This is a genomic window from Fibrobacter sp. UWH9, from assembly GCF_900129715.1.
Lineage (GTDB): Bacteria > Fibrobacterota > Fibrobacteria > Fibrobacterales > Fibrobacteraceae > Fibrobacter.
Window position 1 is genome coordinate 321,228 of sequence record NZ_FQWP01000002.1, and the last position, 16,020, is coordinate 337,247.

General features: G+C 48.0%; 12 protein-coding genes. 4 read left to right on the forward strand and 8 right to left on the reverse strand.

Going from position 1 to position 16,020, the window contains the following annotated elements; all coding sequences use genetic code 11:
* Together BUB94_RS03185 and BUB94_RS03190 are read right to left on the reverse strand one after the other, a co-directional pair.
* Entirely contained in the window at window positions 1-831 is an 831-nt protein-coding gene (locus tag BUB94_RS03185; RefSeq protein ID WP_073156019.1) for a glycosyltransferase family 32 protein, read from the reverse strand.
* Between the two features lie 30 nt (window positions 832-861).
* Window positions 862-2,343 (reverse strand): oligosaccharide flippase family protein, encoded by a 1,482-nt coding sequence (locus BUB94_RS03190; RefSeq protein ID WP_073234106.1) that lies wholly within the window; start codon window positions 2,341-2,343, stop codon window positions 862-864.
* 71 nt (window positions 2,344-2,414) lie between these two features.
* Between BUB94_RS03190 and BUB94_RS03195 the strand changes: the two genes are divergently transcribed.
* From BUB94_RS03195 to BUB94_RS03205, 3 genes are read left to right on the forward strand one after another with little or no spacing between them, the layout of a single operon-like run.
* On the forward strand, window positions 2,415-2,909 hold the full coding sequence (locus BUB94_RS03195) for an SRPBCC family protein (RefSeq protein WP_139260111.1): 495 nt from the start codon (window positions 2,415-2,417) through the stop codon (window positions 2,907-2,909).
* Between the two features lie 20 nt (window positions 2,910-2,929).
* Complete coding sequence (locus tag BUB94_RS03200) at window positions 2,930-4,792, forward strand: UbiD family decarboxylase (protein WP_073234108.1); 1,863 nt, start codon at window positions 2,930-2,932, stop codon at window positions 4,790-4,792.
* A 1-nt stretch (window position 4,793) separates the two neighbouring features.
* Window positions 4,794-6,434: a hypothetical protein gene (locus tag BUB94_RS03205; RefSeq protein WP_073234110.1), complete on the forward strand. Its 1,641-nt coding sequence runs from the start codon at window positions 4,794-4,796 to the stop codon at window positions 6,432-6,434.
* On the opposite strand, the gene BUB94_RS03210 is transcribed toward BUB94_RS03205, so the two are convergent.
* The 4 genes from BUB94_RS03210 to BUB94_RS03225 all read right to left on the reverse strand — a co-directional run bounded on the left by BUB94_RS03210 (window position 6,435) and on the right by BUB94_RS03225 (window position 12,058).
* The gene (locus tag BUB94_RS03210) at window positions 6,435-8,036 is read right to left on the reverse strand and encodes a glycoside hydrolase family 57 protein (protein ID WP_073156721.1); all 1,602 of its coding nucleotides are present in this window, start codon (window positions 8,034-8,036) and stop codon (window positions 6,435-6,437) included.
* 108 nt (window positions 8,037-8,144) lie between these two features.
* The gene (locus BUB94_RS03215) at window positions 8,145-9,386 is read right to left on the reverse strand and encodes a DUF4912 domain-containing protein (RefSeq protein ID WP_073234113.1); all 1,242 of its coding nucleotides are present in this window, start codon (window positions 9,384-9,386) and stop codon (window positions 8,145-8,147) included.
* Window positions 9,387-9,410: 24 nt separating this feature from the next.
* Window positions 9,411-10,649: a porin family protein gene (locus BUB94_RS03220; protein ID WP_073234116.1), complete on the reverse strand. Its 1,239-nt coding sequence runs from the start codon at window positions 10,647-10,649 to the stop codon at window positions 9,411-9,413.
* Entirely contained in the window at window positions 10,649-12,058 is a 1,410-nt protein-coding gene (locus BUB94_RS03225) for a hypothetical protein (RefSeq protein ID WP_073156001.1), read from the reverse strand. The genes BUB94_RS03220 and BUB94_RS03225 overlap by 1 nt, the downstream gene beginning before the upstream one ends.
* 180 nt (window positions 12,059-12,238) lie before the next feature.
* On the opposite strand from BUB94_RS03225, the gene thrC reads away from it, so the two are divergent.
* Window positions 12,239-13,579 (forward strand): threonine synthase, encoded by a 1,341-nt coding sequence (gene thrC / locus BUB94_RS03230; protein ID WP_073234119.1) that lies wholly within the window; start codon window positions 12,239-12,241, stop codon window positions 13,577-13,579.
* A gap of 155 nt (window positions 13,580-13,734) precedes the next feature.
* Here the strand turns inward: thrC and BUB94_RS16345 are convergent, their stop codons facing one another.
* Together BUB94_RS16345 and BUB94_RS03240 are read right to left on the reverse strand one after the other, a co-directional pair.
* Window positions 13,735-13,992, reverse strand: a complete 258-nt coding sequence (locus BUB94_RS16345) for a hypothetical protein (RefSeq protein ID WP_139258150.1) — start codon at window positions 13,990-13,992, stop codon at window positions 13,735-13,737.
* A gap of 708 nt (window positions 13,993-14,700) precedes the next feature.
* On the reverse strand, window positions 14,701-15,999 hold the full coding sequence (locus BUB94_RS03240) for a hypothetical protein (RefSeq protein ID WP_073155994.1): 1,299 nt from the start codon (window positions 15,997-15,999) through the stop codon (window positions 14,701-14,703).
* Window positions 16,000-16,020 lie beyond the last annotated feature (21 nt).

A 16,020-nucleotide genomic window follows, 5' to 3' on the forward strand; every position in this document is an offset into this window, starting at 1 on the left:
TTAATACTTGATCAGGCTCTTAGATTCGTAATCATTCAGGGTTTCTTCGAGAGACTTATTCTTTTTACCGATCTTGCAAATAATAATCGGCAAACGTCTAAAGAATCGCACGATACGATGAGTGAAAGGTCTCCAGCTACCACTGGTTACATGAATCGCATACGGTTTAAAATTCGTTTCATCGCAGCTGGGCAAGAAGACCTTGCTGGGCAAAATCATCATGTTATTTTCAAGTTGCTGCAACTTATCCTTGTACACAAAACCGAAATCCTGCGCCGTATGGGCATACACATAAGGTGCAATATTTTCGATGTTCAGCTTTCCGTTAGGCAAGATGAACTTTTCTCGTTCATAGTAAGCCATGGCCTTCTTCAAGAAGGGATGATTGGCCTCGGCACCAAAAATGGCAGCCTGCAAGGCAAGTCCCGGAAGGGGAATCTTGTTGGGATCCTTTTTCGTGCCATCTTCGTTCAGCATCTTCCAAGACTTATTTCTCTTAAAATGAGACGTAAATTCAATATTGGTAAAGTAGCCGTTACTTAAAAATTCATCAAAGCTCTGGTAGACAAAAACGTCACTATCCAGATACACGCCACCTTCTGTATAAACCGCATAAAGTCGAATGTAGTCACTTGCGAAAGCCCACTTAGACATGCTAACCGCTTCGCGAACAAAAGGAACCGTATCAATAATCTTTTGGCAACGAGCCATATCCCAATGGATGATTTCATAATCGGGACAACGGCGCTTCCAGCTATCAAGGCAAAGTTTTGCAAGAGGAGGCAGCGGATCGTTAGAAAGCCAAATGTAATGTATCTTTTTCGGAATCATATCAACAATATACCTAATTCACGAGGTGGACTAAGATTTCTTTTTCTTACGAGACCCCATTTCGCCAGCAAGACCCTGTTTAAAGAAGGTCAACACAATCAAAAGAATGATGCCTACATAAATGGTGGCCTTTATCCAAAGGGAAGGAGCCCAGACCGTATTCAAGACAACGTAAGAAATAATCAGGAGCAGGATCCAGGCAATCTGAATCAACAGGTTCAGCCTAAAGGGCCAATATCCCATTTTGCGCAGGTACAGACACATCCAGACATTCTGCAGAATTTGATAGGCCATAGAAGAAATGGCGGCGCCAGCAATGCCAAAAATGGGAATACACATACGGTTCATGATCGTGGCAAACACCAGGGAAACCATATTCATGAAGAGCATAAAACGGCTCTTGCCCAAGGCGTTGATTACAGATCCGGTAAGGCCAAAGAAACCATTTATCAAGTTACCGATAATCAGGATGCCAAGTACGGCAACCGGGTTTTCGTCGGTCACAAAAGACTTTCCTGCAATCATCATGGTCTGCTCGGGGAACAGCACAATGAAAAAGCCAATGGTCAACTGGATCAAGGTCACCATGGAAACGCAATAGGAAAACACCGGCTTTAAGTCCGTGTCAAGGCGTTCCTTGGACATTCCCGCGACCACAGGTTGCAAAATAGGATCGTAACTACTGCGAACTGTCTTGAGGCCGTTAGAAATGGTAACCATCACCGCATAGACACCGGCGGCTTCAGGTCCAATCAAGGCCAGCACCATCCACAAGTCCATGCGCAAAAGGAAGGAAGCGACAATTTCTGTAACACCCAGGGGAATAGAAAACTTCAGAAGTTCCGACGGAATCTTATCCTTGATAAACCAGCGGATCTGGGTAAACTGTCTATTGATCAGGAAGATGTAGGTTATAACGCCAAACAGGTTAGAAACAAAGAATCCCAAGGGCAGGGCCAGCTTATCCTGGAATCCGGTAAAATGCAAAGCCAGGGCAATAACAGGAGCGAGAGTCGTTACAGCAAACTCATTGATAAAAATCTTGTATTGCGGACGACGGTTCCCTTCGGATGAAGCAGCAAACAAAAGCAAGGACGTGTAGGGAATGATAGAAAGAACATAAAGCGATATTTCTGCCGACGAAAGCATGGCCAGGCCCGTGGTAATCCGCTGCAGGTCAAAGGCGGCACCACCCCACATGACCACAGAAATCACCAAGGCGAAGAAAAGCGTACGCCACAAGGATTCAATAATACCCTCATGCTCCGGACGACCGCAAACCTTGTTTTGCGGAATGTATCGCAGCATACCTTTATCAAGGCCAATCACCGCAACACGACTAAGGCTCAAGATCAAAAGCTGAGTAGAAACATATATTCCGAATATTTCCTTACCAAAAACTCGTGCCACCACAATCGTGAGGACTGGAGCGGCAACCTTCAAGGCGGAACCGGCAAAGGTAAAAAGGGTACTTTTACGTAAAAATTTTTGATCAGTCTGTACAGAATTCATTTCGGAGGTACAAGATAGCTTTTTGAAGAGAAATTCCCAACGGAGCCAAAAAATTTACTACATTACGGGTCATGGTACAATTCAGTCAGACTTCGTGGCAAGAATACTCTCTCGCAAACCTGCTAGAGACACTTAGTTGCGCCCCTATGAAAGTGGCTGTAGGTACCACTCCCGTCATCTACTATACCCTTCCCGAGACTCTGGAAAAGGGTGATGTGGTCAAGTACACTATGATGGTGGGATTCAAGAAAATCACCTGGACTGGCCTCATCAGTGCCTTCAGCGACAACAAGTTAACGATTCGCCTGGGCAACGGTCCCTTCCGTGGTTTTACGGCAAAGCATGAGTTTGTCGCAGACGGAAGTCTGACCCGCTGTTTCGACAGTTTTGAATTCCAGGGTTTTATCGGCGGTCCCGAAGAAGTTTTTTCAGGTCTGATAAACAAGGCAAACCTTGTATATGCTGTTGCTAGCCGCAAGGAAGCCATCAGCATCAAGGCAGCCATCGTCGCCAAGAAGCAGACCCAGAGTTTCAGCGCACTAAATCAATCCTCTACCGCCGGTTAATACCGAAGATCGGGGTTCCCATGTACAAATCCCTTGAGCAGGCTCTGCTGGACTTAGAAAAGGCCGGCATGTTGAAGCGCATCCACCAGGAAGTGGACCCTAATCTAGAAATGGCAGAAATTGCCCGCCAGGTTTTTGAAAACAATGGTCCCGCCCTTCTTTTTGAGAAGGTCAAGGGAAGCCCTTTTAGAGCGGCCTGCAATATTTTCGGAACCCAGGAAAGATTGGACTTCCTATTCCGCAAAACCATAAAGGGAACCCAGACGGCAGTCCAGTTCAAATCTAACCCCGTCCAGTTCTTCAAGAACCCCAATCCGGTCAAATTGCTGAGAGCGGCCTGCACAGGCATTAATGCCCTCCCCCGCCGCAGCGGATCCATCAAGGATTTTGAAGAATGTACACTGGCGGACCTTCCGCAAATCAAGAGCTGGCCTTTGGATGGCGGCGCCTTCATTACGTTACCGCAGGTAGCGACCCGCCCTAGCGAAAACGCAAGCGTCATGACCACCAATGTCGGCATGTACCGAATCCAGATTTCCGGAAACGAGTACGTTCCCAACGAAGAATGCGGCCTTCACTATCAAATCAAGCGCGACATCGCCAGACACCACCGGAAAGCCATTGAAGAAAATCGCCCCCTTAAAGTCAGCATCTTTATAGGCGGCACTCCGGCGCAAACTGTAGCCGCAGTCATGCCCATGCCCGAAAACCTTTCTGAGCTGGTTTTTGCAGGGATGCTGGGAGGTAGACGTTTCCGGTATTTCATTCACGATGGTTACTTGATTTCTTCTGATGCCGACTTCTGCATTCTTGGCGAAATGGAACCGGAGCTGAAACCCGAGGGACCTTTCGGCGACCATATCGGATACTATTCCGACAAACATGATTTCCCCTGTCTTAAGGTAAAAAAAGTCCTTTGCAAGAAGAACGCCATCTACCCCTTTACCGTCGTAGGCAGGCCCCCCAAGGAAGACACTCTTTTCGGTAGCTTTATCCATCAGATAACAAAGCCTATGGTTCCCGCATCGATTCCGGGGCTTCACGCCATTCACGCTGTAGATGACGCCGGAGTTCATCCCCTTTGCCTAGCATTGGCCAGCGAACGATTCGTGCCCTACGCCAAGGAGCGGGAACCCATGGAGCTGCTGAAAACCGCCAACGCCATTTTAGGGTTCAACCAGGCAAGTCTCAGCAAATACCTTTTAATCGCCGCCAAGGAAGACAACGCCAACCTGAACGTCAACGATGTACCCGCCTTCTTTGCCCATGTGCTGGAGCGCCTGGATTTCAGCAGAGATCTGCATTTCCAGACCGCCACCACAATCGACACATTGGACTATACAGGAGGACGTTTAAACCACGGTTCCAAATTGATTATGGCTGCCGCCGGAGAAAAGCGTAGGAATCTTCGCCATGATATGCAGGACATAGAAATTCTGCAGTTACCGGATGCATTTACCAATTCACAAGGAAAGACGTCAAGAAATCTTATCAAGATGCCCATGGCAGGAGTTCTTATCATTCAAGCGCCTGCGTTTAACGAAAATGAAAGAGAAGCCATTTTCATGCAACTGGAATCCGCCCTGGACAAATGGGAGTTTAGAGAGAATTATCCCTGGATTTCAATTGTCGACCAGGTATCCGAAATCGACAACGAACGTCTGGATGGAAGCAAGCTACCCGACTTCTTGTGGTTAACGTTCACCCGTTCAGACCCGGCCCGTGATATATTCGGCCTACAAAGTTTCATACAAAATAAACATTGGGGTTGCCATGCGCCGATAATCGTAGACGCCCGAGTAAAACCTCATCACCAAAAAAGTCTGACGATTCCCAACGAAATAAAAAAACGTGCAGCTGAAATTCTTAAGCAGGAACTCTAACATGATTGCTAGATACATCGCAACACTTCTGTTTATTGCAATGGTGCTTTGTACATCTGCATATTCTCGTAGTGTCTGCGGAACAGAATTGATGATCAAAAATCGTCATGGTCAAAGCCTTGCAAAACCGTCTGTTCAATCAACATCAATTTCACTCTGCAACAGCGAAGACCTCTACGACAGCGTCTATACAAGAACGACAGACCACTTCCAGATTTTCTACACCCTTTCTGGCCCCCACAAAACAACAGCCGCCTTTGTAGATTACTTGGCGAGTTATGTGGAAGAAGCACGAAAATTTCACACCGAAAAAATGGGGATGCAACCCCCTCAAGGCATTTCAGAAACGCATCATTACCAGAAACCCGTAAAAGAGGGGCTCTATCCCGTTGAAATTTTGGACATTTCTCTTGTGAGAAATTCACATTCCGTTTTCGGGCAAATCTGTAATGAATGCTATGGAGCAACATATTCTCCCGAAGAAAATAACGAGAGCGAATTGATGATTGAAAACGATTTCCGTCATCAGCCTTCCCTCCAGGTTGCTTACGACACCATTTCAAAAGACAATCAAGGTTGCGTCTACCCCCGTCCCACCGTCGAGTTCGAAAACAAGGCTCACGGTTACTCCTATGCCGAACATTGGAAAGAAGGCATCCGGGTTACCGTCATTCATGAACTGTACCACGCCATACAACTCGGGTATCACCCTTTCACAAAGGAAACCTTTTGGTTCGAAGCATCAGCATCGGGAATCGAAGAAATCGCAAACCCCGATATCGATGATTACTTCAGCTACCTTTCCTCCATGTCAACCAAGGTAGGAACGCCACTTAACCAAATGGGCCAACCCTACGGCGCAGGCATTCTACTGATTTACCTCTATAATTTCGTCGACAAGAAAATTGACAAGGCCATATGGGAAAACTACAAGAAAAATCCCAACAAGCTTTTCCCCGAACAGCTCAAAGCGGTGATTGATCAAAAGAAACTTTCTGTAGATTCCTTGTTTCAGGACTTTGCGACAAGACTTTCTTTTGCAGGGAACCGCAGTACATTCATAGACTCCACGGAACTCATTTGCAAGGATGAACCCAGGTGGCCAGAATTCTCATACATCCAGTTAAAAACCAACGGCGACAACAAATCGGTAAAGCCCGCGATCAACGACCTAGCCTATAAATTTTACAGCAATGGCTCCCCCATTTTAGAAGATTTTCTGGGGCAGGTTTCTGCAGTCGCTTACCAGGGAAAGTCCGCTCAAATTGAGAATTTTAAGACAACCAACGATGCAGATCTATTCTACGCCCAAGCCTCGGCAAATTCAAGCATCGATTCTATCGCGTGGATCTTTAGCAATTTCAATAGTCAAGAGTACCTCCCCACCGTCCTCAAGGATTCTACCCTGCGAGCCTATCCTGTTCCCTGGCGAGAAGGTTATCTGTGCTTTACCCCGCTCCCCCACGACAAGCACTTCATAGAAATCCGCAATCGTCGCGGAAACCTGATTTCCCGAGAAAAATATGAAGGTTCAACACTCTGCCTCGAGGAATCCCGAGTGAGAGAGTTGATGGCTCCAGGAGTTTACCGCTTTAGAGTCGGAAACAGCGGGAAAACAAAGGATTTTATTATAATCTATTAATTAAAGCCAGCTAAAGATGCAGTCATCCTTTTCCAACTTGGGAAGGATAGACGAAGGCGCCAGCTTATCAGAATTCTTGAGCACAGCCTTGCAGGCTTCTGCAAACAGGGCATGCCCATTGTTGTAATGTTCATCAAGACGGCGGCGGGCATAGCCTTCCGCAGAATGATTGTGGATCATGAAAGCCCAGTCAGAAGACTGGAACAGCATCAGTTCACGTTCCATCTGCTTGATATAACGGCTCATCAATTTGCCGTTCTTCTTACCAAGGGCACCCATTCGTTCCTGAATAGATTTCAAATGCTGAATCATGGCGCGAAGACGATAGGACTGCGGATAATACTGATCCGTTTCGCCGTTAATCCATACGGAACCAAAGCCTCCTTCACCCCAGCTAGAAAAAGCCGGTTCATGAACTTCGGGATCTGCAGACGAAGTCATCACCTGATCAGCACCAGCAAACTCAATCACATTAGACGAGGCGGCACGTTCCAGCATCGCTTCAAGGAACAAGGGACCTTCAAACCACCAATGGCCAAAAAGTTCAGCATCGTAGGGGCAAAGCATGCAAGCCTTATTTCCTTCCATGTTCACCAGCAACTCAGAAATTGTGGTTTCTCGATTAACTACGAAAAGGTGGGCATGATCGCGAGCCAGACACATGGCATTCCAAGGCCTATAAAGCTCCTTGTTTTCGGAACCCGTAATTCGATTGTACTTAAAACCGGAATCAATGGGTGTTTCACCGGCAAAGAAATAATCCCCGAGATAATCCTTCGGACGTTCCTGAGCGATATCCTTAAAAAATTCGCGGTATTCAGGATGCCCCGGATAACCAGTTCGGCGACTCCACACCTCCATGGAGCTCTTCTGCTCGCGGCCCATACAATACAGGCCCTGAGTGGTTTTAAGCGGAGTAAAAACGCCATACTTAGGAGGCGGAGAAGCAAGCAGGGCACCGTGAGTTTCCAGGAAGAAATAGCGGATACCGAATTCAGCCAGGTACTTATCCAGTCCCGGGAAATAACCACATTCCGGAAGCCATACACCCTGCGGCTTACGGCCAAAGGCCCTTTCAAAACATCTAACAGAAACATCTAACTGTAGACGAATCGATTCAGGATCGCTCTGGTATGCCGGCAGGAACGGATGCGTTCCTACGCAGGTCAGCAAATTCAGTTTGCCCGCATTTTCCAGTTCAAGAAATTCACCCAGCAAGTTACGGTTAATACGGCGTTCCCACGTATCAATCAAAGTTTTCTGACGTTCCAGATAGAACTTCGACAACGATTCCTGGGGTTTACCTTCGTTAAGGCGAACTTCTTTCTGAATGAGTTCCAACTGCTTGTTGAGATGTTCCGAAAACTTATCTATGAGACGTTCATTGGAAAGCATCTCGATCAGCGGTGCCGAAACACTCAAGTTCAAAGTCCCGGGAACCCCCTTTTCCAGAAGACGACGCATAGCCTGAACCAATGGCAGATACGTTTCTGCCATAGCTTCAAAAAGCCAGTTTTCTTCAAAAAAACGATCGTATTCAGGATGATGCACGTAGGGCAAATGAGCGTGCATCAAGAAGAGGATTTTACCAGGAGCAGACATAGACAAGTACGAGTTATAAGTTATGAATTACGAGATCTTATAAGGCGGCTAAACCACCGTTACAAATCTCATAATTCGTACTTCTTAATTCATAATTAAGCCGCAGGCTTACTCCGTGCGCTTTACAACGATAGGAACGATTGTAGTGGGGAAATCGCCATCCTTATCGGTAGCAAAGACAGGAATAACCTTGGTCACATCGGGCAGGTCTTCTTCAAAGCTGAAGGTTCCATCCGGATTCAGGGGGAAGTCTTCGCCGCGAACCTGGAGATGGGCGTCGGGACGAGTGCCACCGTAAACGATGAGACGAGTCTTTACCCACAGGAAGAAATCCTTACCGTAGCTAACGGAATCCTTAGGAGCGGCAATGGAAAGAGAACCGTTGCTCTGGAGGGCAGCACTGGAAAGTGCGCCAGAGAACATGGATTCAGAGGAGCTACCAAAGTTTTCGCTCAAGGACTTGAGCCAGGATTCAGCAGTCTGGCTAGAGAAGCCGGAACTCATGAAGTTGCCCAGAGTATTGCCGCCCAGGGAAGCCTTGGCAAAAGCATCATCAGAAGCGGGAGCTGCTGCAGACTTGTCGAAAGTCATGACCGGAGCAGATTCCACGATAGGCATAAAGTTGTTGCCCTGAACAGCGCCAAGAACGGCGACGCAGGACTTGTTGGACGGATTTTCCACGTACCAGCTGCGAGCATCAGCAGGAACTTCGATATCGCGGAACTTGCGCTTCTTGCTACGCTGGACAGTCAGGTCGGAAGCAATGTCGAACAAACGGAGGACCAGCTTTCTCTTGCCCTTCTTGGCCTGCTTGATACGGTTTTCGGAAACTTCCCAGAAGGCATGCATCCAGTTAGGATCCTTCTGCATGAGAACCAGGTATTCAGCGTCAAAGGACTGAGCCATGGAAGCAACGTCAGCAGACTTTTCAGAAGCGTTTTCAACTTCTGCAGAAGCGGCCTTGGCCTTTACACTTTCTGCGGCAGCCTTAGTTGCCTTAGCGGTCTTTGCAGTGGCCTTAGTAGTCTTTGCAGCGGTCTTGGCGGTTGCAGCCTTGGTAGTCTTGGTAGCCTTTTCAGTCTTTTCAGTCTTTTCTGCCTTAACGGAAGCCTTAACAGCCTTCACCTTAGTTGCAGCAGCCTTTGCCACCTTGGAAACCTTTGCCACGACCTTTTCAGCCTTGGCTTCAGCTTCCTTCAGGGTATCGACGGTAGCCTTGGAGGCAGCCTTTTCCCCTGCAGCCTTCTTGGTCGTACGAGTTTTCTTAACTACTTCAGCAGTCTTTTCAGCAACGCTCTTCACAGCGCTCTTGATCTTAGACTTTACTTCTGTTTCTTTCTTAATTGCCATTTTCGGCCTCCTTCATAAACACTTCTATCTGCGAGTCTGACCCCAGTTTCCAATACCGGTCAATCCAATTCGAATGGCAAAGAACGTTTCGTCCCATTCGTTATTGGAGTCAGCAAATCGCATGCCACCCTGGAACGCCAAATCTAAAGTCGTTCCCTTGCGGCCCAGGGGGAAACCTGCTCCCAGAGAGCCCCCTGCTTCATAAACATCCTTAATGTACCAGCTCTTGTACCATGCACCTACACGATAATTGATACGTGTCCAATACGGGTCATAGAACAAGGGACTTCCATCACACTGATAACCTACCGATGCCATAAAATCACTCTGGGTATCGGTAACCTTAGTCATGTCCCAACCGCCAGCAAGATTTTCAATTTCGCTATCCCAGGCGCGCCACTGCAGGTCGAACATGACATTGTGGCGCTTGTTCAGACGGTAGTTGATACCCGTGGCAAACATAGCCGGCACGTCAATTTCGCGAGTATAATGGGTGGTTGCCAAAGTGTCGTTTTCATTGAATCTGAAATCATATTCCAATGCATTCGACAAAGTGTAACCGGTCGTATAAGAGAAGAAATAGGATGCGACACGACCACGATACTGCAATGCCATCGTGTAATAGGCCGGATGATCCTTAAGTTCCCAGGAGCCTTCGACATAGTCGGTCAGGGTATAACCACGAGCACCCCAGACATCCTTCTTTTCGAGGTCACCTGTATCGGTGTTCAAGGTTAGACTGCGAGAGTTGCTACCCATAACAAAGTGAGCGGATCCACCAAGAGAAATAGATCTCAGGAAAGGCAGTCTAAGAGCATAAGTGGGAACCAGCTCATACACGCTACCCTTGTACTCGATCTTCGTGGTGTTTTTATCATCATCCGTATATTCTTCATTCATCGTGGCGGCATAGTGCTGCCACAAAGAAAGGCCCATTGCGCCAAAGCCTCCCATGGGGAAAGACAAATTGAACGAGGGCATAGAAAGATTTCTGCCGATGTAGCTGGCACCGTCGTTACTTGCGGCATCCATTTCCAGGAGGAAGTTCAAGTTGAAGACAACCTTGGTATCGAAAGCAAGGCGGGCCGGGTTCACCACAGAAAGGCCTTCGGCGTCACCCGTTTTGGCATTGCCGGCAAAACCACGACCAGCAGCGGAGGCTGTTCCTCCCATAACCTGTTCTTCGCCCAGGGCATCCATACCGATCATGGAACCAAAGGACAGTCCTGTCAAAACGCAAAGTGTACTAATAAGCTTTTTCATTATTCATCCCCCCGCTTAGTAGCCAACCAAAGTTTCAGCGTTGCAGGACTCTTCATAGAAGTTCCAAAATCGTAGCGGGCGTAATCCATGTAAGGCAGATACCTGAAGGAAGTATCCTTTGTAGTCTTGTTGTAGTAATCCAGGTAAGTGGGATCCTTTTCCTGCAGGAACGGATAACCCATACGAATCATCATCTTGAGCGTTCTGCCATCGCTGGCCTTATTGATGAAATCACGAACTCCATAGGAAATCTGCAAGGTCAAGGAATCCCCTTCGTGGAAAATCAAGTTCTGGTGACCACGGTCCTTGATGGTTGCAGAATCCAGACGGTATTCTTCCATTCGACGAACCTGGCCGTCTGCACTATCCACATAGGAGCCAACCACAACCTGAATAGGAAGTCCTAGTTCACTGCTCCCCTTGGAGTCATCACGGGCGAACGTCATACGGGCAAGAATAACAGCTTGACGGACGTCGTTGCTGTCCCCCGTCACAAACGGGAACTCGTCACCATAAAATTCAGACAGTGCCTTGAGAATTTCTGTAGAGGGGTATTCCACCACCAACGAGTCAAAAACACCGCCATGCAGCACAAGGGCATCCTCATCTTCCAGGTTAGAAATCAGAGAAGCCATTCGGAAGGGATAGAAATCCTTGTATGCAGAATCAGACAAGGTCCTTATACGCCAAATCGGAGCATGCTTAGAGGAGCTTGCACCGTAGAAACGATAGATTCTGGAAGCTTCCGGTGCAGAAAGACGGAGCTGCAAGCGGCAGGCAGGGCCGACCTTCTTCAGACGTTCCACAAGGGCAATCGGCAGGTCGATCTTCAACACGGTATCCTTCTTGCCCAAAGAAATGGAATAAGTCGTGTCGACGGTAGTATCGGCATTCCAGCTGGCCAGGTTTTCGTACCATACGGAAGCAGAGACTCCACCGATGCTGTCCACAAACTTTTCAGAAGAACCCTTGTGCAGAATCCAGCTGACATCAAGGTTCAATTTTTCCTTCAGCGGCAGGGAATCCTTCGGGAAATTCTTGTTGTTGTAGAATTCAAGCAAGGGATACAGCGCAATAAAGGAAGCTGCAGAATCCGACTTATACAAATCAGCAAAGAATTCCTTGTTGTGGAAAGCGAAATCAAAAACCAGATCATGAACCAGGTTAGACTGTTTTCCCAGAACGCCATAAGTATTGGCTGAATGGGCAGAAGTATCCAAAAAAGTTTCGAAAGCCACCGGGGACAGGCCATCAACGCTCAAAGTCTTGACCTTATAGGAAGAAGGCATTCCGTGGTCAGACAACCAGCTATTCAACCCATTATCGTCAGATTCAAAAAGGCAGGACGTCAAGACAAGGGCAAGAACACCCAACAATCCGCTAACAAAAATGCTTTTTCTCTTTTTCACTCGGAACTCCGAATACAATCTATATAACATCGGTTATTAAAACTTCGTGACCAAATATAGCAAGTTTAGGGTAAGCAAATAAGAACATCTAACGATACAAGGCACCCATAAAGGGGCTACATCCTGTACGCAGCACCAAATATTTGTTAAATTTGCATACGTTAAAATTTAGAGGAAATTATGACTCAGTTCAACGCTCATTTTAGAAACATCAACGGCGACGATACCTACCCGGTAACCGACGTTATTTACCGTTCCAAAGTCGACAACAGCCTGCTGGAAGTGGAACACGACCGCAAGGCCCTGGCAGAACGCAGCCCCGAAGAATGGAAGAAGCTGTTTGCCGAACGCCGCATGAGCTTTGAACCGGCTGACCAGAGTGGTATCTGGAGCAAGCGCGAAATGGTTCTCCCCGATATGCCGGTGGAAGACATCGTCACCATGCGCGAAGGTTGGAGCCCGCTGTTCGACGCCGCTCCCATCGCCAAGGAACTGGGCATCAAGAGCCTGAAGGTCAAGCTTTGCGGCAACTCCCACACCGGTTCCTTCAAGGACCTGGGCATGACCGTTCTGGTAAGCCAGGTGAACCACATCATCAAGAAGAACATTCACCCCATTGACGCCGTCGCTTGCGCATCTACCGGTGATACTTCTGCAGCCCTTTCCGCTTACTGCGCCAAGGCTGGCATCCCGTCCATCGTGTTCCTGCCCGCCGGCAAGACCAGCGTTGCTCAGCTGATCCAGCCCATCTCCAACGGCAGCATCGTTCTGGCTCTTGACACCGACTTCGACGGCTGCATGAAGATCGTTCAGGAAGTCACCAAGGACAACCGCATTTATCTCGCCAACTCCATGAACAGCCTCCGCGTAGAAGGTCAGAAGACCATCTCTCCGGAAATCTGCCAGGAAATGGGTTGGAAGGTTCCCGACACCGTAATCATTCCGGGCGGCAACCTGGGTAACGTTTCCGCTCTGGCCAAGGGCTTCGAAGACTGCAAGGCAATGGGCCTCATCGACCGCATTCCTCGCATTATCGTGGCTCAGGCCGAAAACGCAAACCCCTTCTACCAGGCTTACGAACGCGGTTTCGACCAGCTGGTTCCCATGCAGGCCAAGAAGACTCTCGCTTCCGCCATCCAGATCGGCAACCCGGTCAGCTACCCCAAGGCAGTTCGCGCTATCCAGAAGACCAACGGTATGGTGGTCAGCGTCTCTGAAGAAGAACTGGCAAACGCAGCACACCGCGGCGACCGCATCGGTCTGTACTGCTGCCCCCACACTGGCGTGGCTCTCGGCGCCCTGGAAAAACTCTGCGCTGCAGGCAAGATCGACAAGGACGAAGAAGTGGTTGTCATCAGCACCGCTCACGGCCTGAAATTCACCGAATTCAAGGTGGGCTACCACGAACAGAAGCTGGAAGGCATCTGCAGCAAGTACGCAAACCCCATCTTCAAGGCTCCCGCCGAAATCGGCCCTGTCATGGATATCCTGAAGAAGGAAATGGCTGCTCGTAAGCGCTAATTGGCGAAGGACGAAGTCCGAGCAAATGGCGCTTAGTAAAGCGCTAATTTTTCGCGGACCGGTTCCGCGCAACACAATAAAATTGAAGAAGCCTCGGAAAAAATCCGGGGCTTTTCTATCTAAAGACGTTGCAAAAAGACCGCACTATGGATGAATCAAAATGCCACCATTAAATTCATTCCACCACCAGCATGAGCAAAGTCTATGGTAGGAACAATACTGACACTAACTGCATTAGGATTTCCGGCAGCCCTACGACGCTTGTAGGCATTTTCAGATTTCAAATACTCATCAAGTTGTCTAGCATGAGCACGATGTTCATTCAAGTAATAGATATTATACCCTAAAATCGGGCCACCAACAAGCAACAGCGGAACAGAAGCAACCAAAGATACCAAAAACATTCTGGCCATAGCGGGCTTCGGGAATTTCGTTCAAAACCAGCTGACGATAAATTTCCGTACTATCAATGCTCCAGTCCATTGGCGGGAGTTCCAACACCTGTTCATCCGTCAAAGTGTCTTTTGCGGAGGGATAAACAGATGGTCCATTCCTCCCAACCGCATTCTGCTCATGAGCAAAAACCAACGAAACAAAAAGAAAAGCGAACAAAAAAACTCGCATAATGATCCTCCTATACGCACCCAAAATACATTCATTTCCAGAAAAACACAAAAACGAGTGCAATGTTAAAAAATTTCCCAATATACGTACCAGCCGAGTGTCGCGGGAGGTCGCTTGCGGACTCACAGGACCGAGGCGAAGAACAAGTTTGTTTTGGAGGGGTTCGGCCATTTGGGCCCTTAGTCTTGTTAAAGAAAGGGCTCCCCGAAGGGAACCCTTTCCTAAGAAGGAGAAAATATGAGCGGAATCCGGAACCTTGAACTTACCAGGAGGGGAGCAATGATAGAGTTGTTTGAGGATTTACCCTTTTCCCGTTCACGATTCTAAATATACCATTCTTTATGCAGTAGAGAACTACCAATTATCTTACTTTTAATTACATAAAATTATTAAGAATAAGCATATTTTTTCAGTCATCTTTACTGCAATAAAAAATAAACCGTTTCCAACAAAATAGTCGTACACGGCTTATTTTAAGAATCGTTTACGCTACAGGATTATTCTTCGCGGAAAATAATCTTGCACTTCGGAACAAAGCGGAAACCGCCGCGGCGATGACGTTCAATTTCGAAGAACTTCTTAACGCCTTCAGTCGGCTTATCCGGATCATCAGAACCGTTAATGTGAGCAATCACGCGGTTCAGACGGCTTTCAAAGTTGGGGCGCAGCGGATCCATGCAGATTGCCGGATCTCGCTTGAATTCACGGTTTTCGTATTCTTCACGACCGGTAGCAGTATATTCGCGAAGCAAGTTGCGGAGGATTCGAGCAGGAACGTTACGCATCAAGTGCTTGCTGTTCACAGAAATGGAATCATCGCTCTTGTAGTAGATAATGGTCACGGAGTCGTTCATGGCTTCCAGGAGCTGTTCCTGAGCGCGCTGGATGGGCTGCCAGGAATCAAATTCCTGCTTAACAACAGCGCTCATCAGCTTGTTGAAAGGCTCCGGTGCAACAACGTTTGCCTTATAGTCAAGGAAGACCACACTTGCCGGACAGCCGTAGTAGCAGCCCTTGTGGATCAGTACAGCACCAGTCTTTTCGTCCACCACGTCTTCGATAGCCTTGATACAAGCCATCTTAGTTTCGGCTTCGACTTCCCATTCCAGTCCGTACTCGGACAGGCAGTCGCCAAAGGTCATGTACTTACCGACCTTGATACCAGAAACGTAGATAAAGCCATCATCGCGCATTTCTGCGGTGGCACGGTTTTCAAGAGCTTCAATGAAGGAGGTCTGTGCAGCCTTGAACTCAATGTGTTCGTAAGCCGGAGTGTTCAGGAGGATGGGGCCAATCTGGACGAGGCCGATAAACCAGCGCATGGGGTTGGTCACCAGAACACCCGGAGAGTCAAAGCGGAAGGAGAAGTATTCCTTGCGGTTGCCATCAACGAGTTCACGACGCAGGAACTTTGATTCGTTCAAAAGCGGATAACGCTTGGGAATGATGTCGAGGCAGAGCTGACGGACATCTTCGGTAGCGTAGAACTGGGAAACGTACGGGAGGTAGGAACGGAGCACGCTACGAGCCGGAACAGCTTCGAAGGCGGCGCAGCGGTCGATGATGCGCTGAACGAAGGTATCCGGATTTTCACCGCGTTCGTACAGCCAGCTCACCACATTGTTCATAACCAGGCGATGTGCACTTTCATCTACGAAGGAATCTTCAAAGTAGATGTCATTAAGCATCTTCACGTTAAAGCGAGAGTCCCGCTTAACGAGCGTAAGAATATCCTTCACAGGATAGGAAATCAACAGTTCGATATGAGTAAACTGCAAAAATAGATTTGAAAGCACTTTTAACCTCACTCCAGTGGT